The organism is Methanomassiliicoccus sp., from assembly GCA_012719175.1.
In the GTDB taxonomy this organism is placed as follows: Archaea; Thermoplasmatota; Thermoplasmata; order Methanomassiliicoccales; family Methanomassiliicoccaceae; genus UBA6.
The window spans coordinates 58,239-79,267 of the sequence record JAAYAX010000015.1 but is presented as its reverse complement, the minus strand read 5'-3'; the positions used below and the strand labels follow the sequence as shown (position 1 = coordinate 79,267).

General features: G+C 49.0%; 13 protein-coding genes. 6 read left to right on the top strand and 7 right to left on the bottom strand.

The window, feature by feature from the left end; all coding sequences use genetic code 11:
• The first annotated feature begins 10 nt into the window (after positions 1-10).
• Positions 11-445 carry a MarR family transcriptional regulator gene (locus GXX95_11750; GenBank protein NLT38807.1) on the top strand — a complete coding sequence of 145 codons (435 nt, stop codon included), beginning with the start codon at positions 11-13 and terminating at the stop codon, positions 443-445.
• 836 nt (positions 446-1,281) lie between these two features.
• Here the strand turns inward: GXX95_11750 and GXX95_11745 are convergent.
• The 7 genes from GXX95_11745 to GXX95_11715 form a co-directional block, all read right to left on the bottom strand.
• Complete coding sequence (locus GXX95_11745; GenBank protein ID NLT38806.1) at positions 1,282-2,427, bottom strand: hypothetical protein; 1,146 nt, start codon at positions 2,425-2,427, stop codon at positions 1,282-1,284.
• Between the two features lie 4 nt (positions 2,428-2,431).
• Positions 2,432-3,562: a hypothetical protein gene (locus GXX95_11740; GenBank protein ID NLT38805.1), complete on the bottom strand. Its 1,131-nt coding sequence runs from the start codon at positions 3,560-3,562 to the stop codon at positions 2,432-2,434.
• Between the two features lie 2,340 nt (positions 3,563-5,902).
• Positions 5,903-6,805 carry a hypothetical protein gene (locus GXX95_11735; GenBank protein ID NLT38804.1) on the bottom strand — a complete coding sequence of 301 codons (903 nt, stop codon included), beginning with the start codon at positions 6,803-6,805 and terminating at the stop codon, positions 5,903-5,905.
• A 1-nt stretch (position 6,806) separates the two neighbouring features.
• Positions 6,807-8,921, bottom strand: a complete 2,115-nt coding sequence (locus GXX95_11730; protein ID NLT38803.1) for a hypothetical protein — start codon at positions 8,919-8,921, stop codon at positions 6,807-6,809.
• Entirely contained in the window at positions 8,918-9,064 is a 147-nt protein-coding gene (locus GXX95_11725; protein NLT38802.1) for a hypothetical protein, read from the bottom strand. The genes GXX95_11730 and GXX95_11725 overlap by 4 nt, the downstream gene beginning before the upstream one ends.
• Before the next feature lie 5 nt (positions 9,065-9,069).
• Positions 9,070-10,638 carry an ATP-binding protein gene (locus GXX95_11720; protein NLT38801.1) on the bottom strand — a complete coding sequence of 523 codons (1,569 nt, stop codon included), beginning with the start codon at positions 10,636-10,638 and terminating at the stop codon, positions 9,070-9,072.
• A gap of 4 nt (positions 10,639-10,642) precedes the next feature.
• Positions 10,643-11,686: a hypothetical protein gene (locus tag GXX95_11715; protein ID NLT38800.1), complete on the bottom strand. Its 1,044-nt coding sequence runs from the start codon at positions 11,684-11,686 to the stop codon at positions 10,643-10,645.
• A gap of 338 nt (positions 11,687-12,024) precedes the next feature.
• Here GXX95_11715 and GXX95_11710 point away from each other — a divergent pair, with 338 nt between their 5' ends.
• From GXX95_11710 to GXX95_11690, 5 genes are all read left to right on the top strand, one after another.
• On the top strand, positions 12,025-13,137 hold the full coding sequence (locus GXX95_11710) for a hypothetical protein (GenBank protein NLT38799.1): 1,113 nt from the start codon (positions 12,025-12,027) through the stop codon (positions 13,135-13,137).
• A 55-nt stretch (positions 13,138-13,192) separates the two neighbouring features.
• Positions 13,193-16,315 (top strand): hypothetical protein, encoded by a 3,123-nt coding sequence (locus tag GXX95_11705; GenBank protein NLT38798.1) that lies wholly within the window; start codon positions 13,193-13,195, stop codon positions 16,313-16,315.
• Complete coding sequence (locus tag GXX95_11700; GenBank protein NLT38797.1) at positions 16,299-19,580, top strand: UvrD-helicase domain-containing protein; 3,282 nt, start codon at positions 16,299-16,301, stop codon at positions 19,578-19,580. The genes GXX95_11705 and GXX95_11700 overlap by 17 nt, the downstream gene beginning before the upstream one ends.
• 105 nt (positions 19,581-19,685) lie before the next feature.
• Positions 19,686-20,477: a methyltransferase domain-containing protein gene (locus tag GXX95_11695; GenBank protein ID NLT38796.1), complete on the top strand. Its 792-nt coding sequence runs from the start codon at positions 19,686-19,688 to the stop codon at positions 20,475-20,477.
• 75 nt (positions 20,478-20,552) lie between these two features.
• Positions 20,553-21,020: a lipocalin family protein gene (locus tag GXX95_11690; protein NLT38795.1), complete on the top strand. Its 468-nt coding sequence runs from the start codon at positions 20,553-20,555 to the stop codon at positions 21,018-21,020.
• Positions 21,021-21,029: the final 9 nt, after the last annotated feature.

The following is a 21,029-nucleotide window of genomic DNA, read 5'->3' as shown; positions in this document are numbered from 1 at the left end:
TCCTTATTCCATGGACCTGAAGAAGAGCTTCGCTCGACATTACTACGCGCGCACCCTGATGGAGCTCCGGATGATGAGCCGCGTCAATGTCAACGACAGGATCACTTTCAATAGCGTGCTCTACATGGACCTCATAGCCTTCACGGAGAACTGCACTATTTCCAAACTGGCGGAGATGCTGCACGTCTCGAAATCATCGGTCACAATCAAGGTCAACGAGTTGGTAGAGCAGGGATATGTAGTCAAGACGAAAAGCGAAACCGATGGACGAATCCACTATTTGTCGATCTCTTCCGAGGCGAGCGAGCCCTATAGTCGCGAAGATCGCCAGTTCGACGTAATGATCAAGATGCTGCAAGAAAGGTTTTCGGAGAAAGAACTGAAAAAGTTCAGCGAGATACTGGACGAATCGGCCGAATATCTGGACGCCGATCAGATCCTTTGACGGGCGCGGCGTTAGAACCCCCACCGGAGGTTCTTCCTGCTGAAAGTGGCCGGTATCGTCGGACTGCAGATGACCAGCAGCGGGGAAGGGTGCTGAGGCGCATTATTCGTTCATCACTTTTTCAGGATTCTCTTATTCTTTTTTGCCGCCTTCTTGATGGTGACGGTGCTGTCTTCCTGAACGGTATAGCTCACAACGTCTCCTCGAAAACATCCTGAGAAAAGTCCTTTTCACTTAATATACGAAGTATCGACCAACATCGATAAACCGCTGCGGATGCTGGATATCCAGACTGGAATGGAAGATGAAAATACTCAAGATTTGCATTGTCTAGACGAGTGCTATTGTCCTTGCGGAAGTGGCCGATATTTCTCCGACTACTGCAAGAGTAAATCAAAAATTAAGATACTAAAGATACGACATGTCCAAATAACTTCAGAAATGATTAGAGTCGAAATCTAGGTTGGGACCTGACACATTCAACTCATATGTGAGATAAAAAAAAGAATAAATGGGATTGTCGAGCTGGCTCTGCGTTCTATGGAATAATTGAATTGCATTTTTCATCATCTGGCTAACGTCAAGAGTGGTCCCGGTTGAGCCCACTCTACTTACTATCCAGACAATTATCATCGAATTTCAATTCAAACGCTTTTCGCGTTCATAGCTGGCTCGTCATAAAACATACGATTGTATGCTTCATTGACGTTGGCGAACGCAGGGTCAGCTCGTGAACGGCAATAGTACCGCTCAGTGGTTTTCGTCGAAGCGTGCCTAAGCGATTGCGATACCAGTTCTATCGAGACGCCGCCGTCTAGCGCCATCCTTCCACTTGATTAAAATAATGATTTCTGTTTATATTTTGATTCTGTTGGTGATATTTTGACGTTTACGTTTTTCAGACCCTCACAGTACATTGTAGATAGTAACTCTGCATATTCCCTCATCTCGTAAAATTGATTGACCAGTTCTTCCTTATTGGGGCCAATCCCTGTTCGTTTTTTTGTCTTCTTAATTTGAATATTTCCATAATCTATTGTCCATTTTTTATTATCATTCTCTGCCCTGCCAGCAATCTTTAAAAATTCCAATGCATTGTCCATACAACCTTCAGGAATCCAGCACCCTGGAGATATTTTATCATGGATAAGATTACGTAGTTCTGTGGAACTGGTTTCGATTTGAACACTTTGCATTGAGGTTCCTTGATGCCACGTATCCAACTGGTTATCGGTCAATAAATTGATCAAACCCCTATCCCAAAGCCTCGCAACAAGATATATTGGACATGGGGAATCGTTACAAAACAGGTGTGTTGCCTTATTAACAACAAATTTATCCGGCGTACAGTTAAGAGACTTCAATTCTTTACCGAATAGCCTCTCCAATTGAAGCTGTTTTGGTAGACTCTTATCCCTCAACTTCTTATTCCGAGCTATGCCGACCTTTTTGAAAATATATGCTGAATCTGCGTAGGCTTGAGATAAATCATATTCGAGGATAGCTAGATTATTATCCAATTTGTATTCTTCCCTTTTTTGAATTTTCAATAGTTCTCTCGCTCCTCGATCAGAGAACTGAGTATGAAGGATTAACATCTGGTCTATTGTTTTTGGTTCAATCCAATCATTTGGACCCGGTCCAGATCTTAATTTCTTACATCCATCATAATTCTTTAATTGAGCTGCCTTTGACTCGAGAGAGTGGGAGTTGTTCTCTATTGATCTGGCGACATCAGCAATAATCGCATAGTCTTCGTTAAAAACCATGGTAAAATCTGGAGTGTGTCCTTTGTCTCCAATTATTGGATATCGATCAAAAAATAGCCCTGCACTTTTCCTTACATAAATGGATTCAAAATATGAGTGCCAACAGGAAATTACATCGACGGTTTGATCATAATTACTAAAATCTGCCTTGAGCCCTTTTACGCATTTGGCATGATCTTTGAGTTCAGTCTCAAGAGGATGAGTAGGACCCATAGAATCACACGAAATAGTCGTCTATCGTTCTTTCAATTTCTTCCCAATCCTTTACCAATCCCTCATCAAAATTTTTAAACATCTGGCTGCTAATTCTCTGTAATGAATCTAACGATGACCTAAATGACGGGACGATGCATAATGATCTAGACGATATTGCAAAGATATCGTATGTGGACCCATCTTGAAAATCGACCAACGATATATGCAGATAGGGATTCCGATGATAGACCGAAACACCCGATTTCACTATTTTTGATATTGCTCTAACGAATTTGTCGTTATCTCCTTGTTCCTTGAACATTTCATGTTCGAACTCAATCTTTATTGGTTTCGAATCGTAGTTCCCATATGTTCTTTCCCGTTTCTCTAGAACATTTTTAGTCCTCTTCGCTGGGGTCGCGAATGACCTAAGGACTATCCTAAAAAAGAAATCAATGTCTCCTTTGTAGAATCTGAACATGCCATCTCTACTGACGAAAATATCAGATGGTTGGTGACCATCCCTAATAATACGAATCTTTGCTTTGTCAAGATACCTACGGTCTGTAGTACAATGGTGGAATAAATCTTGTAAACTTCGACTATTGAAATCAATATCCCCATTTCCACCATAGGGATAAGTTACCGCTTTTATGACCTCGGCAGTCATTCCGTCCTTTTCGATTATTTTTGTTAATACATCATGGATTTCGTTTGAAGTAAAACCAGTCCTACTGATGCTCATTGAATGTTTTTGAAGTAGTTTCATTAATCCCTTTTCTACAAATATTTCTTTCTCAAAGGTGATTGATGTCCATATTCCAGGTTCGATTGGCAGGATGTAAAAATATCCCGATATTACTTGTGATTTATCCTCATTCGCGAGTTCGTTTTTATCTACGGTGAGATGAGCCTCAGAAAACGAATGATATCTTCTAATTTCAATGTTAAACCCATGCTTTTTATATCTCATAAAAACGTCGATTGGGTCTTCATCTGAGCCAAACAATACTGCAATAATGCTCCTCTTTCTTTCCCTCGCCTTCTGTTTTAAGAGTAATAAAAGGGGAGTTACACCGACTTCCTGACCGGGCATTATTAGCTTCTCTACGTTGAAGCTTTCAGAAACGCTCTCGGATTCCCGGTTGGTCAAGGACTATCGCTCCCTGTATAAACCCATATATATGACTTACTATTTTTTTATTGTGTAAACCTATTTTAGCTTCCGAGCGATTGACTAGAAGGTCGATAATCAAGTACTTGAGAGTAACCCCGTATGGTATCGCCGTAGAGTGATTACGACTGTGTTGATTATAGAATATGGCTGGCCTTCGACCGATTTAAGCTTGATAGAACATGATTTTGACTGCCTTGCAGGGATCATTTCGACAGACCTGGTGCTCGTAGGACTGAGGGGATACCACATCATTCCCTCATTCGCCCGGTCGGTCGTTCCCATCGCCCCATCAGACCGCCGATTAGAAACGAAACCTGCGGATTCCATACAGGAAAATGGACTAAAAGAAAGGGATAACCGGCATAAGGGGGAGGAGTGGCCATTATTTGCTCGGAAGTGAAGTTTATCGGCCTTGAGGGCAAAGACCTTGGCTCTGCCAACTCCGAACACATCAGGATATTTCGTAGATAGTTTCATAAAAATGAAAAAGGTTTGATGCCCTTAGTGTAAAAACCGCAAATTGACCGAAAAAGTTTAGTTACTGGCTCGAACATACTTGTGTTCTTGGGAATGTGAGAAACCCAGTGCCGGTATGTCGGGATTTTCGCTCAATCTGCAGGATGTCAAATTTGAGGGTCAAACGAGATTCTAATCATTATCACCGTACATTCGCGCTCGAGATGACATTTTTCGTACCGCTTTGATTTCTACAATTGAATTACTCTAGTTGTACATTATGCAAAGAATAGGTGATTAAGCCATTAGAGACGATAATAGGGCATGTTCGCTATCTCATCCATACCTAAGGTTGTTTTAAAGGTAAAATGCCTACAAGCACGTATTCAATGCGCTTTGGTGGTATTCAACAGCCTGGGTGAACTGCCGCATTCGCGCGCGTTACGCGCGCAGTTATGCTAATAAATAAAATTATATTATTATAGTTAAAAAGTAAAAGAAAGAGATAAGAGAAAGATACACAAATTACTGTTTTTAATAACAATCCGAACTGTTAAAATACATCTGTTAAATTTACAAAATTAAGTATATAGCTTAACTAATTCACGCGAGGCCATTAATTTTAAATACGACAGCTTGATATTGGCTGTGATGACAAACGTTAACGGACATCGAAATGATCCAGGACGCTATGTCGTCAAAGAAAAACAAGAGGAGGTGAAAATACGATAGTTCCAGAACCGATAGCATGGATGGGATGGCTGATATCTGCTGTAGGCTTCGTCAGCCTAGTCGGGATAATTCCGATTCCTGGGATCGCCTCGTTCCAGTCTGGAGGCTTTAAGTTCCGAGGCCCGGTTGGCTTTGTGCTGCTATGTGTAGGGATCGTCTTATTAGGACTCTACTACGGTTTCGCCGCTTTCCTATAATGCCCTTCACGTAGCTCCTCGGAGCCTAGCTCCCTAAACGCCTTCCTTTTTTTCATTATTTGAATATCTCAGAACGATTCGTCAATATTTTTCAAGAAAGGGGAAAATGGTTTGGCGCAGGGCCAGAATTCAATTCTGCCAAAAAATCGCCGAATTGACCTAAAAAATTAGCCCACCGGATGTTATTGTAGTGCTCCCATCGGGAGTTGATTATTTATCGATAAAAAACAAATAAAGGTTTTGTCGAGCTGGCTCTGCATTCCGCTGAAATAATTGATTTTCAAATTTCATCGTCTGGCCTGAGCGATATGTGGTCCCGGCTGAGCCCACCAATATGACAAACAGGAAACGCTCTCTGTTTCATTTATTCTTCATCACTTAGCAAGAAAATAAAATTAAGAGGTTTATGTCAAAAAAGCCCTGATTGACTTCAATAATTGAGATACTGGCTAGCTCTTGTTGCGGGGGCCTCCCCCCGCACTATTGGATGTAGCCAGTATCCCATTTACATTTGTCAATGGAGGGATAATCTATTTCTTACTGCGATAGCAGTTAGCACCTCCTAGCTTACTGCCAAAAGTTACATCACTCTCGGCGCCGCTTATCACGGTCGTCTGCGACAACAGATATTGTACATCATATCGGATTAAGCACATCCCATGAGGACACTCACCTCCTCGATGCCCGCTCCTAAGTCAAAGAGCATCTGAACGAACGTACGGCGGCATCAATGGATATCGAGGTTCTCCACCCCAGCGACGTGGCCGACCTAGCGCAACATCTTGGTGATACATTTACTATATTATCGCTCATCCTCGCAGTTCGTGAAATGCACATATTAGGCTTTTCGCTGTTAGGGCGCTAAATCAGGACTCCATCCCTATCTTGATGTTACTATCTCAGAGGTATTGCTCCATCTGAAGGTCGCTAATCATTCACTATCCCATTGAGAGCGCATGATGATCGAGTCGATGATGCTCGTTCTTATAAGCTCGTCGTACTCCGGGGTAGAGAACTTGTGCTCATCTAGGTCGAAAACGTAAATGCTCTTGTTGTAGGCCACCTCTCGGCAATACTCGCTTATTTTCTCGACGTTATCTGAGTCTAATAATCTACCAAACACAAGCCAGAAAAGGTATGCTAGTTTTTCCGTCGAGAGAGAGTCATTTACGTACATGTCGAGATAATATTTATTTTTTCCACTGGCCTTGAAAATCGCCCTTGTCTTTCGTGGCAGGGAGTCGGTGTGCCTAATGAGGTGGCTAGCGGGATGTTCGATGCCTTGAGTCGGCATAAGATCTACAATCTCCAGCCTCTCGACCGCCCCTAGTTCTTTCAACTTTTCAAAAGCACTAATCATCACTTCCTTCCAGGTGTCCTTGACGGAGTCGTCCTTTCTCATGTCAACCGCTGAATTGATAGAGAAAGCACGGGTGGTCAGCATACCAAAAATGATTACCTTTTCCTTCTCCGATAATGGCTTGCTTGCCTCAACCATGGCAAAGTAGTTGTCGTCGATGAAGTCCAGTAGTGCCTCTTCGCCCAAGATGCCGTTCCTCTTCTCTATATACCAGATCCCTTTGGCTGAGATGGTCACCGTGGACATATCCTCGGTGTCCCTGACCCATCCATTCTGCTTTAATTCAAAAAGAACGTCGGAGGGAATCTTCGCCGCGACTATGGCCGACTCGTTAAGAGCCGTGAATCGCACATTGTTCTTCACCCGCAGAGATGATAATAGGACGGACTTAGAAATGAGCTTCTTCTTCATATCTAAATTGTCCCGGTAGGAGTCATAGAACTTTTGTAGGTACCTGTTGGACCCCTCCTTCATCTCATCCCTCCAGTTTAGGTATAATCTTGACGGCGTCACCTTTCTGCACAACTACACCGACCATAAGCCGGTCTTTTCTGTGAAGGTCCTGCATTTTCTGATATATCGGCTCTAGGGACGAGCTGTCCATCATCGCCACTTCATCAAAAAGAGCTATGATCTTCCTCTTGTCGTCTGTATTGAGCAATCCCGTAAGATAAGCGCTCTGACTTTGTCCTGTTCCCATATCAGTGAGCTTTATACGTTTGCCCGATTCGGTAATGATGTCCCCGGCCACAAGATCGATCTTTCTTACTTTGTACGACTCTTCAAGATGTCTGATATACCCTACCCTACGCCCGAGGTACTTCGCGACCTCCTCGAAGTAGGGGTCGTCTTTAATCTGCTTTGTCGTCTTTTCTCCGATTATGCTTCCGATTTTTGCCTCGAAATCTTTTGTTAGCTTAGTATCAAGCCTTACGACCTTGTCGAGAAGCTCTTCTAGCTCTGGGAGCATGTCCTGATATTTGTGCGGTTCAAGCTTCTCCATGCGAGTAAGCTCGTTCCTATTCAGGCGGACTGCTTCCCCCTTCGATCGGATTATCTTCTGCTTGACGTTAAGATCGTTCCTCATCTCGTTCGTCGCATCCTCTAGCTGGCCATCATCGTAGACCCGGTAAGCCTTTACGAACTCGGTTGATTCTAGCTCATCAAGTATATCAAGCACGTTGTCGTCGTTGATGTCCTTCTTAGCGCACTCCATGCGGTAGAACTCAGATAGCTGGGCCACAGATTTTCGCTTGCCATTGAGGGTTTCAAGCTCCTCTTCTAATCCATCATCGACTGCATCCTCGCCCTCGGCCATTTGATCCTTTTTCAGGTCGCCCAGATCCGAAAGATACTTGTTTGCGATTCTTCTCCTTTCCCTCAGATCATCGAGGAGTCCGTTGAGCCGGTCGAAATTGTCTGCCTTTATCTTCAAATCCTTGTATCGCTTGTTGGCCTCCTCGAGCTGAGAGATGAACTCGTCAATGGTCGTGTCGCCAGGCAGAATCACTTCCGACGATCGATAGTGGTTGAGGAATTCTATTAGCTCTGAATATACCTTCGCCTCGGTGAGGTCTTTCTTGTCCTTATCAGGATTGAATTGCTTTAACAAGATGCGCTTGAGAACGATGATCTCTTTGTCTAGAGTAGAGGGCACCTCGAAATCGTCGATGGCCCCTTCGATATCGATCCTGCTCCAGAGGTCAAGATGGTGGCGCTCTTCCTTTGGTAAGAATGGATCCATAAGGCTGCCGATCTCGCGCTGAATGTCTTTCATCTCGTCCAGGTATTTTCTCGCCTTATTCAGATTGTCTTGGAAACGCTTACTGACCTTCTTTGTTTTCTTCTCAGTCTCCTCGATTTTTTTGTTCAATTTCATGATCTTTGCATCGATAGAAGCAAGTTCTTCACTTTTTTTGATGTAGGATCGGCTAAAATTGTATTTTTCTAACTGATCGAGGAGGATTTCCGAATCCTGCATCTGTTGGTTCATGGTAGACAGCTCTGCGGCTCCTTTCTCAACGGCAGCGCGAAGCTGGTCCAGGCGCTTGGGGTCCCTCCCTCTCCTAATCTCTCCTGTAACCCCGGCCAGGTAGTTCTTGAAAGCCCCTAGGCGGTTGCCATACATCTTCTGTATTTCCCGGATCTCACTGGTTAACTGGTTCAGGCGGTCTGTTGGGTTGTCTGGAACATCATATATCAGGTTGTACTTCCTGTGGAAGGTGTCAGGGGCCAACGAGGTTGGTTTCCCATTTACTATCTCTTTGACACGAATTTCCCCATCGAAGTTATCACGGTATGCAGTAAGGACGACATTCCCTTCCGAGTTGGTGATATTGACCTCGAACTTCAGCTTTTGATGGTCAGAATTAATCAGGTCGTTGAGCTTGTTCTTGAGGGCCACATTTAACTTTTCCTTTTTCAGACCATAGAACCCCAGGGCGATGATGTTCAATAAGGTGCTTTTCCCAGAGGAGTTCGGCCCCTCAATGTATACCAGGTCTGGAAGGTTGTTGGGAATCCTGTCCGGCTTGAAGATCTTGACTTCATCTCCATAGTTGCGCTCCAATAGGTAATCGACCTTGATCATTTTTTCACCTTCGGGAGCAATGGGATGAGTTGTTCCAGCATCTTTTCGTGCTCAATATCCTCGGCAATAAGGCGTATTAGTTTCTTCTCTAGTTCGTCCTTAAGAACGTTTTCCAGAAATGATACGATAGAGTCTTCTTCCATTGTCTTCACTCCTTCTCGAAGACTCCTGAGTACGACAGTGGGAACTTCAATACTTTCAGTTGTGAGAGTTCGTGGATGCTCGCAACAGCGAAACCCTTCCTTAGACTTTCCATCTCATCGTCAGTGACCCTCAATCCAAGGGACTTAGCTGAGTTAGCGTCCGATTTAAAAAAGATCTTCGTGTTAATGACATTAGCCAATCCTCTTGGTATGTCAGTAGGGTTCTGGGACGAAAATATGACCCCAATCTTCTTGCTCCGTCCAGTACGGCAAATAGTGTCTAGGTCGCCCAAAGCCTCGCGCGAGCTGTCCGTATTGTAGAACTGATGGACTTCGTCAATGATGATGAGCATGTTTGTCCGCGATCTTTGCTTATCTTTGGCATCCACGATCCTATGTAGCAAATCACGAAGAAGAATGGAGCCGAACTGGATGCCTTTGTTGCCAGCCACGTTGATTATGGACATCTTGTTGGGCACAAGGATATCGGTCTCGTCGATGCACTTGGCATCCTTGTTGTCGAAGAAATCAAGCGCATAGTCTAGATTACGGATGATATTGTCGCAGGTACCTTTATGGAGAGTGACGAAAGACGAGTCGCCTCTAGAGTTCATGGTCGGGAACTCCCTCCCGTTCTCCACGCCCTCAGAGAAGTAAAGGACGAATTCCCCGAAGGTAAACTTGCCGTTCTTATTGCTCCTTTGTTCCTCTTGCCAATGGCGAAATATGTTAGGGAAATTCATGGAGGCGGTGTCGCTGATACCCTCCAGAAGTCCGGTCAGCGCCTCAGGCTCAATCCTTGTGACATCGAGGGTTATCTTTTGGCAGACCTCTGGCGTTACCTTCTGGGTAGTATCGATGGCAATATTGGCTGGGTAGTATATGGTATAGTTCTCAACGCCCCGGGGATGTTCACCTAAGGTCTCCCACTCCTCGACCACAGCCGGGTTTGTTGTCCTGGATGGACAGTCCATCTTTAAGAAATCCACGTCCTTTACATTGATGGCCAGAACGGCTCCTTCAAGCGACTCTGTAAAATATTGTGCTAGATATTTTGTAGCTACGGTCTTCCCGCTCCCCGTCTTACCGCACACCAGCACTTGATGGAAGAACATGTCGACGGGCAATGTGGCGGTGATGTGCTTTCCGCTCTCATCCTTTAATAGCTGATTTTGGCTTGAGTGCAGAGTGGCAACAAACACCTTTGGTCCGCTCGTACCTCCCCCTAGTGCTAAGTCTACCTCGGCTTGCGTAGACCTTCTGGCGATTGATTGTGGAGGTATAAAATCAATCAGCCCGTCTGATCTGTTGTATATATCCCTTACACGATAAGCGCTGATAATATTCTGGCACATCTGGTCTTGCTTCAGCGGAGAGAGATCCATATCTACTATCAGAGGAGATGGGCTGTATGGCTCTGACTGTTCAGTGTCATCCACTCGAAGGATAAACTTACTTCCAGTACTAGTCAGCTCAATTGTTAAATAGGATCCCTTTGGCAGGATTCCATTCGTGTTATTCTTTGATACAAGGCGTATCTTTCCGTTCTTCTCACCGAGCACTATCCATTCCATTAGATCACCAGGCGAAGCGTTCTTGATTCATGGTCGGCTTAAGTCCAACCGAGCGCATGGTTTGTTCAAAATTCACAATCTTTAAAGTTTCTCTAGCATAGGCTTCTGCTATTGCAATTGGTCTTATTTGGGGGTTCCTTGGATTTCCCTGTACGAGTAACAAATAATATATTAAATTGAGAATATTAGTTATGTTGTTAGAGTATTTTTCAAAGGAGGTGGTATAGAACTCCACTCTGAGAGGGCTTACTCCAAAGGCCTTTATGTAGCAGAATATTTTTGTGTTCCGTGCGTTATTTCTATCTACATATTTGAAAAAGCAGCTCCTCTGACCATCCCTTAGCACACTATAGCTCCAATGTAGGTCCGAGTTGTAGCGTCCGCGTACTTCCTCGATGTTGTCAATTACCATGTTGCTGTCACTGTTTTTTACAAAGAAACAAGGGACAATATTCCTTTCATGAAACCCAGGGAATTTTGACACCAGATGAGTATACACATCGCCGGCGATGATTGGACCGTCGATAAACAGAATACTATTACTAGGTACGGATGAAAAGATAAAATCAACCTTATCGTCTAAATACATTTTTTGGGAATCTATCGCCGGTTGAAGAGAATATATCAGTGAGCCACCGCTCCTATCGCTTAGTTCCTTTGACCTTGTTAAAAAGTACATTGTTAGCTGGTTGATTGGTACATACATTTCCGGGGCAAGAAATACCAAAGAATGAGATGTATAGTATGCCGTTCCCTCAAGGGCAGAAAATTTATTAATTGATTCATCATAGCCAGCTATTAAATAATTTGGATCATGAGATATCATCTCCCCCTCTTTGACATCGAGATCATAACCTCCAATATCCTCCAGATTGAATACGAGATCATCGGTAGGACTAGAATTGATCCATTGATAGTCCATGGTCACGGGGGACGATTGCTGAGGTAACCTGATGTTTGTTGCTTTAAGTGCATTTAGTGTTTTGTTGAATGAATTATGGACAATTAGTCTCTTCGTGACCAATGGTATTGCATTTCCACGCCTCAAACAGTTCCCCTTTCTAAAAAGCAGATCTATGATCTATAGTTTTGTGGTGTTTGAAATTGTATGAATATATGAAATAATAATTGGGCAGAATAATTCAAAACTGAGATAACTAATATATCGAGTTCTTACTTGCTTGAACTTTAATTATATTAGGCAACAGATTCAAAATGGCTCAAGAATAAAAAAATATGTAAAGAGTCAAATCTTATTATGGCGCTATAATATTTTTTATATTTTTTTATTATAATTTTTGTAGAAAATCATATTGGGCATGATCGCTCTCACTCCTGCCGTAATGGGACTATAAATAACTCTGCGTTCATTGACTGATCGAGATAATGGCTGGCAGTATTTTCCTTATCCAGAACAATGGAATATTAAGCAAGATGGAAGACACACCATATGAGAAGGAGCTGGACCTGCAACGTTTGCTTGCCGAGTATCCTGACCTGCTGGCGGGTGATCAGATTGACACTAACCAACCAAGGCGTTGGCTTCTGATCTCAAGAGAGATGGCATTGCCTTCTGAAGAAGATGGGCCAGGCCGCTGGTTGGTTGACCATCTTTTCGTCGATCAGGATGCCATCCCAACTATCATAGAGACTAAGCGGGGTTCAAACACCCAGATCAGAAGGGAGATAGTGGGTCAGGTACTAGAGTATGCGGCAAACGCCATTCTTTACTGGCCAGTAGATGTGTTGAAAGATAATTTCCAGAATCGGTGCAGGGCAGAGGGACAGGATCCAGATCAAGTCCTTTCCCAGTTCCTTAATGGTATCTTCGACAACCAGGATTTCTGGAAAAGAATGGAGTCAAACCTCAAGTCCGGTAAGATAAGGCTGTTATTCGTTTCTGACAAGATACCAGAAACATTAACGCGCATCGTCGAGTTTATGAACCAGCAGATGCGGGATACTGAGATCCTTGCTGTCGAGATCAGGCAATTTGTATCTAACGATCACAAGGCGCTAGTGCCCCGCGTGCTGGGACAGACTGAGGAGGCGAAGGCCGCTAAGTCTTCAGTCTCCTTGCCTAGGCAAGACGAGCGCATGTTCCTTAACAGCTTGAGTGAGGAAAGGAAACTATTTCATGAAGTGATCCTGTCCCTAAAAGACACGGATGGATTCCGACTGAACTGGACGGCCCGAGGCTACTCCCTATCTTATGCCTTGGGAGAGAAGTACGTTCTGATCCTTCAGGGAAATCTGCCTTACGGCAATTTTAACGAGGGCTGCTATTCCACGTTCTGGAGTATCAGAGACAATGTTCCAAGCTCTGCCGACTTGATAAAAAAGTACAGCGAACGTTTGCTGGCTACAGGGTTGTTCGAAAAAACACGTAGCCCGTTTGAGGTTCGATGTAAACCTTCAATTACGTTTGACGAAGAGAAAGGACAGGAGCTTTTGCAGATATTTCTAGATCTTACTAGCAGTCTGCGAACAATAAGCTGAGAGACGAAGTTACTATCTTGAGGTAAAACATTCAACCGTTCCGGAGACGGAGTGGATGGGGCAGATAAATCTCATACGATCGCTACCTGGCCAGGGGCTAGATGACACAGTCAATGTATTCCTGGAGAAATATCAGCGAAATCCTTTCGGGACCGTCCTCATCCTTCCCAGTCCAGCCATCCGCGACGAAATAAAACGCCGTCTGGTAGAAAGAAGGATCCCCATCTTCGGAGTATCCATTTGCACCCTCGAGGAACTGGCCCAGTACTTCTTTGACTCCCTAAACCGCTCGGACTCCAGGCTTGACAATTACACCAACGAGCTGATACTGCTGAAAGTCCTGGAGGAAAATAGGCATAAGGTTAGATTGTTCGATGGGGCTTGGGGAACAGCGCAGGCCATTGTCCCAGAGATCAGGGCGTTCCTGGATACCATCAACGACTTCCAGGTCGATTACCCGCAATGCCTCGGGGACCTACAATCTAGGCGGAGTGAGCAACTCACAATAACACTAGATCTTTACGATGAATTCCTATCATCCAACCACCTTATTGATACAGGACGCATGTTTGAATGGGTCACTGACGCCATCAAACAGGGTGCCGTCAGGATCGATCATGCAATCTTCTATGGCTTCCACGAGCCGAAACCTGTAGAAAAGGAACTGATTCAAGCGATTTCTGGCATTACCAACGAGGTGCAATATTACATTCCATATGTCCGTGGGTGCAAAGCCTTCTCAGATGATGGATCCTGGTTGACCTTCCAACATCTCGAGGAGGTGAAGGGTACCGGAGAGGATGAAACAATCACTTCACTTTACTCTCACAGCTCCAGACAACACTTGGATAAGATAGTGAAAGGAGTGTTCCGCGACCCCCTGGACGAGATGAGAGCGGTGGCCAGGGAGATCCGTTCGCTAATTTCCTCGGGAGTGGAGCCAGGAAAGATAGCCATAATGCTTCCACTGCGATCAAAGGCTACTCCTCTTGTCAGAGAGGTGTTGGACGATTACGGCATCCCATACAACGTGCACTTGAAAACAAGCCTCTCAGAATCCCCTGTGGTGATGTCCGTCCTCAGCATCCTGGAAGCTGTCGACTCTGACTACGATCGCGATGAAGTGGTCCGCCTGATAAGCTCCCCATACTTCAATTTCCGCTTCTCAGACAATGGTGAAGAACATGCCCTTCACGCCCGCGATGTCAGCGAGGTCAGCCTGCTGGCAAGCATCCTCGGCGGCAAGGACGCGTGGTTCCAGTCGATTCGATCGCTCGCATCTCAGACTAGGGATGATTTAGAGGTCACGGAGGACGAGAGGATGGAGGGACGCCTGCACCATGAACTCCGGAAGATCGAACTCGTGGAGGGCGGGCTTAATCGCCTCTTCGCCCTTCTCTCCAACCTGGAGGGAGAACTCACCGTACACCAGAGAGCCGATGCGCTGCGTGACACCCTCAACTGTTTTGATCTGTTGAAGAACTTAGAGGTGGATGATGAACAGGCTTACGAGCGAGAGGATCGCGCGCTGAGCAACTTCCTCTCTACGCTAGAGGCGATGGAGATGAGTGAAGCAATCGCTCCCTCCGGGCCGATGGAGCTGAGCGAGTTCTTAGCACGATTGAGGCTACTGACATCCTCAGAAGGTTTCCACGAGGCGGATGACAACAGGAACGCCGTCCAGGTCAGCGGGCTGAGGGACTCGTACCTGGTACGTTACGACTACGTGTTCATCATCGGCATGGTCGATGGCGACATCCCTTACCTGGCTGCAACCAACGCGTTCATCAGGGAGCGTGAGGCCGTGAGGATGGGATTGCTGAGCATGAATGACCTGCTGCGCCACGAGAGGTTCTACTTCCTCTCCGCGCTGCTGTCTTCGAACGTCCGCACTTACGTCAGTCGTCCTGAGACTAACGGCAAGGACGTTCTGGTCCCCTCCTGCTTCTTCGATGACCTCGAGCGTGCGTTCGACATGAGCACCTTCGGAGAGGGGGGAAAAGAATCATCCTCCAGGTGCTGCCAAAACATCGTCGGAGAGACGTTATGTAAGAAAAGAGAACTCGAGCAGGTGGACGTTGACCTCCCCCTGCCGATAGAGGAAATATGTCAGCGCGCTTCCGTCGAACTGCAGGAGCGTGTGAACGATTATGACAATCCCTACGACGGTGTGTTCGCCGACGAGGGTTGCATCTCGGAGTTGAACGCGCTGCTCGCCAAGAAGGACGTGTACTCGCCCTCCCGCCTGGAGAGGTACGCTCGCTGCCCGTTCCAGTACTATCTCAGCTACGTGATGGGAATGCAGCCGAGGGAGGAGATCGAGACGGAGCTGACGCCGCAGGAGAAAGGCACTCTCTTCCACCGCATTGCCTGCCGCTTCTACTCCGAGCTCAGAGAGCAAGGCGGAACGCGGTTCACATCGGCCGAGCTTGATACGATGACCTCACGCATAATTGCCATTGGACAGGAGGAGTGCGGCCGGTACAGCTACCAGGGTCCGGCCTGGGACGCCTTCCGGAACAATCTCCTCGGCACTGCTAGCAGGAAGGGCATGCTGAGGGCGTTCCTGGAGAACGAAACTAAGAACATGTCCACCTTGTGCCCGACGTTTTTCGAGCTGTCGTTCGGTCTGCCGATCGACGATGACGCGGACCCCTCCTCGGTTCCCGAGCCGGTGGAGATCTACCTCGGTGGTGAGATCCTGAAGCTCAGATGCCGCATCGACCGCGTGGACGCCTGCCCCGACGGAAGGTTCGTCGTCATCGATTACAAGACCGGGGCGTCCGCTCCCTCCGTCGCATCGATCGAGAAGGGCACCGCGCTGCAGCTCCCCCTATACATCCAGGCCGTGGAGAATGCTCTGCCGGAGATGAGAGGCATCGGCGGAGCTTATTACGGTGTGAGGAGCGAGGCCGACATCGGGCACAAGGGCGTCTTCGGTGACATCGATCACGTTGACGAGCTGAGGCCGTACTTCGGTGAGAGGAGGAAGTACAAGGAGGGATTCTCGGATATGATCCAGAGGACCAACATATCAATCTCCTCGTACCTTAATGGGATGCGTGCCGGGAGGTTCCACCCCAACAAGGGGCCGGCGAAGTGCCCCCGGGGCTGCGAGTACGCGGCGGTGTGCCGCGTCGACCCCAGTAGGATGGAGGGTGATGACGTTGCTGAGTGAGCGGCAGCGGGAAGCGATGGACCCTTCCAGGTCGATGTGCGTGACGGCCGGAGCCGGTGCCGGGAAGACGCACACCCTGGTCGAGAAGTACATTCACCTCATCGAGAGCGGCGTAGCGGTCTCGGAGATACTCGCGCTGACGTTCACGGAGAAGGCGGCGGCGGAGATGAAGCACCGCGTGCGCACCTCCATCATGAAGCTGCAGGGCGAGGAGTGGGACCGGGTCAAGGAGGAGATCAACTGGTGCAAGATCTCCACTTTCCACGCGTTCTGCGTGAGCGTCATCAAGGAGTTCCCGCTGGAGACAGGGGTACCGCCCAGCTTCCACGTCCTGGAGGAGGTGGAGAAGAGAGAGCTTCTTGGCGAGGCTTTAGACCGCCTGCTCTCTCCGCCGCTGGAGCCGGATGTCAACGAAGCACTGGTGCGCCTCCTCTCCGACATGCCTATGTCGAAGCTCGCGACGAGCCTGCAGTACCTATACGATCGGCGCTCCGAGACATCCAACTTCCTCAATTCGTTCACCACCAAGGACGAGCTCCTGGTTCGGTGGAGGGATATAGCGTGTGAGGGCCGCAGGAGATCGGTTACCTTCTTCATCGAGGACGAGGCATTCATGGGAGCCGTGGAAACGCTTCGAGAGCTCGCCCCAAGATACAGCGGCGGAAAGGACTCAGGATGCAAGTACCTGGATGCGATCGCCCCGTTGCTCGATGATATCAGCACTAGCGTTCCTGTAGAGGAAACGTGCAATGCCATCAGCGAGCTGGGGAAGGTGAAAGGCACGAGGAACGGGGGAAGCAAGCCCGTGTTCGGTCAGGACCTGGGGCGGTTCCGGGACGCGGTCGCGGCTATCCAGGAAGCGCTTAAGCGCCATGGGACGGACATCATGGACGAGGGGGCGGAGGACCTCAACGAGGGGGCGGCCAAGATCCTCCTGGACCTGAAGCTGGTCTTCGATTCCTATAAGGCCATCATCAGCGAGCTGAAGCGGGACGGCAACGCCATCGACTTCGGGGACATGATCGCCATCGTCCACGACCTGTTCGAGAGGGACCCGGCGATGGTGGAGGAGGAGTTCACCAGAAGGTACCGCTACATCCTGGTGGACGAGTTCCAGGATACGGATGCGATACAGAGCGACATCATCTGGAGGATGGCCGGCGGCGAGGACGCTAAGGAGCGGCTGTTCATCGTTGGCGATCCCAAGCAGTCCATCTACCTCTTCCGCAACGTGGATGTGTCCATGTTCAAGGACTTCCAGGGCAGGATCGACGAACTGCTGGAAGGGAGGAGCATACACCTCGACACGAACTACCGCTCATCACCGCAGGTCATAGACTTCGTGAACCAAGTCTTCGGCCAGCTCATGGGCGAGGCCAGGGAGAGGTGGGAGTTCCAGTACCAGGAGATGAGGTGCGGCGATGCTCGCAAGGATGACCAGGGCTCGGTGGAGCTGCTTCTTCTTCCAGAAGATGGTGGCTCGGAGGCGGAGTTCATCGCCCGCCGCGTGCAGAACATCGTGGAGATGGGGACAAGGGAGATATACTGGTCCGAGGACGGCAAGAAACACCTGGACGTTCCCAGGAAGGCAGGGTATGGAGACATCGCCATCCTGCTCCGAGCGAAGACGCGCCTTCATGATTTTGAGGACGCGCTAACCCGCTACGGCATCCCCTACCGTGTCCACGGCGGCCTGGGGTTCTTCGAGAGGCAGGAGATCATCGACCTGAGCAACCTCCTCTCCTTCCTCAGCGATGAGGATGACGATATGTCGCTGTACGGCGTGCTCCGTTCACCATATTTCTCGTTCTCGGACGAGCAGCTCTTCCACATGCTCTGTCGGCGGAACGGCTCCTTGTGGAACGCCCTCGTCGCATATGCCGCTGGAACGGAGGATGAGCGTGTTAGACGCTCTGTAGAGAGACTAAATCGCTGGCTCCACTACGCTCCCCGCTCCACCGTGCCTCAGCTGCTGAACATGGTGTACCGGGAGTCCGGCATCTTCGCCGTGTACGGGGCGCTGGACGACGGCGAGCTGATGATCGCCAACCTCGAGAAGCTCCTCTCCATGGTCAGGAACGCGCACTCGTCCGGTTTTCTCTCGCTGTCGGAATTCAAGCGCTGGATGCAACTGAGCATGGAGGCCGGGGCCAAGGAAGGATTGGCGCAGCTCGCCGGCGGTGAGGGCTCGGTGAAGATCATGACCGTCCACGCGGCCAAGGGGCTGGAGTTCCCCATAGTCTTCGTGCCGGAGATGAACTTCTTCAGGGGCGAGGACTCGTCCCTGCTCCTGTTCTCCGAGGACGCGGGTATCGGTGTCGACGCCCCGGACCCGGGGGACGGTCACAAGCTGAAGGCGACCCTGCCCAAGAGGATAATCGCCGAGGAGCTTGACTCCAAGGCATCGGCGGAGAGGAAGCGCCTCCTCTATGTGGCGCTGACCCGGGCCAAGGACCACCTGGTGATGTGCGGCAGCACGCCTAATGAGAAGGAACAGGAGAAGGAGCTGTGGATCAACTGGATACTTCAGGCAGCGGCCATAGGCGTCGAGGACATCAGCGCTGGAGAGAAGGTCATCAGCCCCCAGCTGTCGTTGGGGATAGTCCAGGACCCCGGGGTGTTTGAGGCGGAGGAGAGGGAGATGGCGACCGGGTCGCTGCTGGACCCAGAAGAGATGAGCGCCTTCATCGTACCCCGAGCGCCCATAGATGTAGCTCCATCAAAGACGCCGCTCTCTCCGTCGCAGATATCCCATGAGCGTAAGAGGGCCGTAGCAGCAGGCAGGGTGAGGACGAAGCTGCCGGATATCGTCGTAAAGGGGGAGCTGAGCTGCTTAAACATCCCGACGGTGAGGGGCACTATCATCCACGAGATCCTCAGCGGTAAGGATGCCAGCGTGGTGCTCAGGAAGTACGGCATAACAGATGGCGCCAGGGTGAGGGAGCTCTCCGGCATGTACGACCGCTTGATGTCCGAGCCCATGATGACCGATGCCAAGGCCGTTTATCGGGAGCTGGCGTTCATGGCCAAGGTAGATGACGAGGTCTACAAGGGCAGGATCGACCTGCTGCTGCAGAACGGCGACGGTTCATGGCTCGTAGTGGACCATAAGACCGGTCGCTTTGACGGCGAGATCGGTGATGAGAAGCTCGAAGATTACAGGCTCCAGATGGAGATCTACGAGAAGGCGATCGCCGATCAAATGAAGAAAAAGGTGAGCTCATTACTATGGCTGGTGGATGAGGAGCGGTTGCTCACGCTCTGATGCCGTCTAGCTAACCGTTAGGAGCCGACTGACATCGTTGAAAGGTGAAATATCCTAGAATTTACATCACCGGAAGCGTCCGCTACGCATGGCTGATGATTCACGATGTCCGACTGGAATCCCACGCAATACCTTCGATTCGTAAACGAGCGCACGCGGCCTGTGCACGACCTTATCTCCCGCATCGATACTGCCGAACCAAAACGGATCCTGGACATTGGCTGCGGGCCAGGCAACAGCACCATCGCGCTCAGAGATAGATGGCCGGCAGCTAAGGTCATCGGTCTGGACAGCTCCAAGAACATGGTTGAAAAGGCCCGACAGGATTGCCCAGAGGCGGAGTTCCTGGTCCGGGACGCCTCCGGCGATCTTTCGGATCTGGGTACGTTCGACGTGGTCTTTGCCAACGCCTCGCTGCAGTGGATGCCCGACCACGAAGCCCTGATCCCGCGCCTGTTCAAACTTCTCGGTGAGGAAGGCATCTTCGCGGCCCAGCTCCCTCAGTACGACCAGATGCCAATGTCGAAGGTGGTCGCCGAGTTAGTATCGACACCACAATGGTCGCCTAAACTGGGTGACGTCCGAACGGGCTTCTCGTTCCACCCCGATGGGTTCTACTACGACCTGCTTTCCCAGCTCACCGACGACATCCAGATGTGGGCGACGGAGTACTTCCACATAATGCCCGGTCACAGTGATATCATCAGCATGATGGAGTCGACAGCCCTACGGCCGTACACTGACCACCTGGAGGGCGAGCAGATAGTCGACTTCAAAGCCTCTGTGTGCAAAGTATTGAAAACCACCTACGTCGCGCAGCAAGATGGCAGGGTCCTGTTCCCGTTCAAACGCTTGTTCGTCGTGGCCCGCCACCATGCCTGTCTCGACAGCCGATGATCGAACATCTACCATCATATCATGTCCAGCAAGGGAAACGAATTAATCCAGCAAAGAGCATCATTTGGATGTATGATGCCCGAGCTCAGGACCGTTGATCATGTCGACGTGGAAAGGTACATGGGAACATGGTATGAGATTGCCAAGATACCGTTCAAGTTCGAAGAGGGCCTCGTAGGCATCACCGCTAACTACACGTTGCTTCCCAACGGCAAGGTCAGGGTGCTGAACAAAGGGTACGTGAAAGACTTCAATGGGAAGGAGAAGGTCGCCAAGGGGACCGCCACCGTGGTCGATAAGAAGACGAACGCCAAGCTGAAGGTCTCATTCTTCTGGCCCTTCGCAGCGGACTACTGGATCATCGAGCTCGGGAAGGATTACGAGTACGCGGTCGTCGGCCAGGAGTCCCGCAGGTTCCTGTGGATCCTCTCGAGAACGCCACAGATGGACGATACGTTGTATGAGGAGCTGCTGCAGCGCATTAGTACCAAGGGATATGACACGTCCAAGCTGGAGAAGAATCCACAGCGGCCGATGCCATAGAGATGCGGT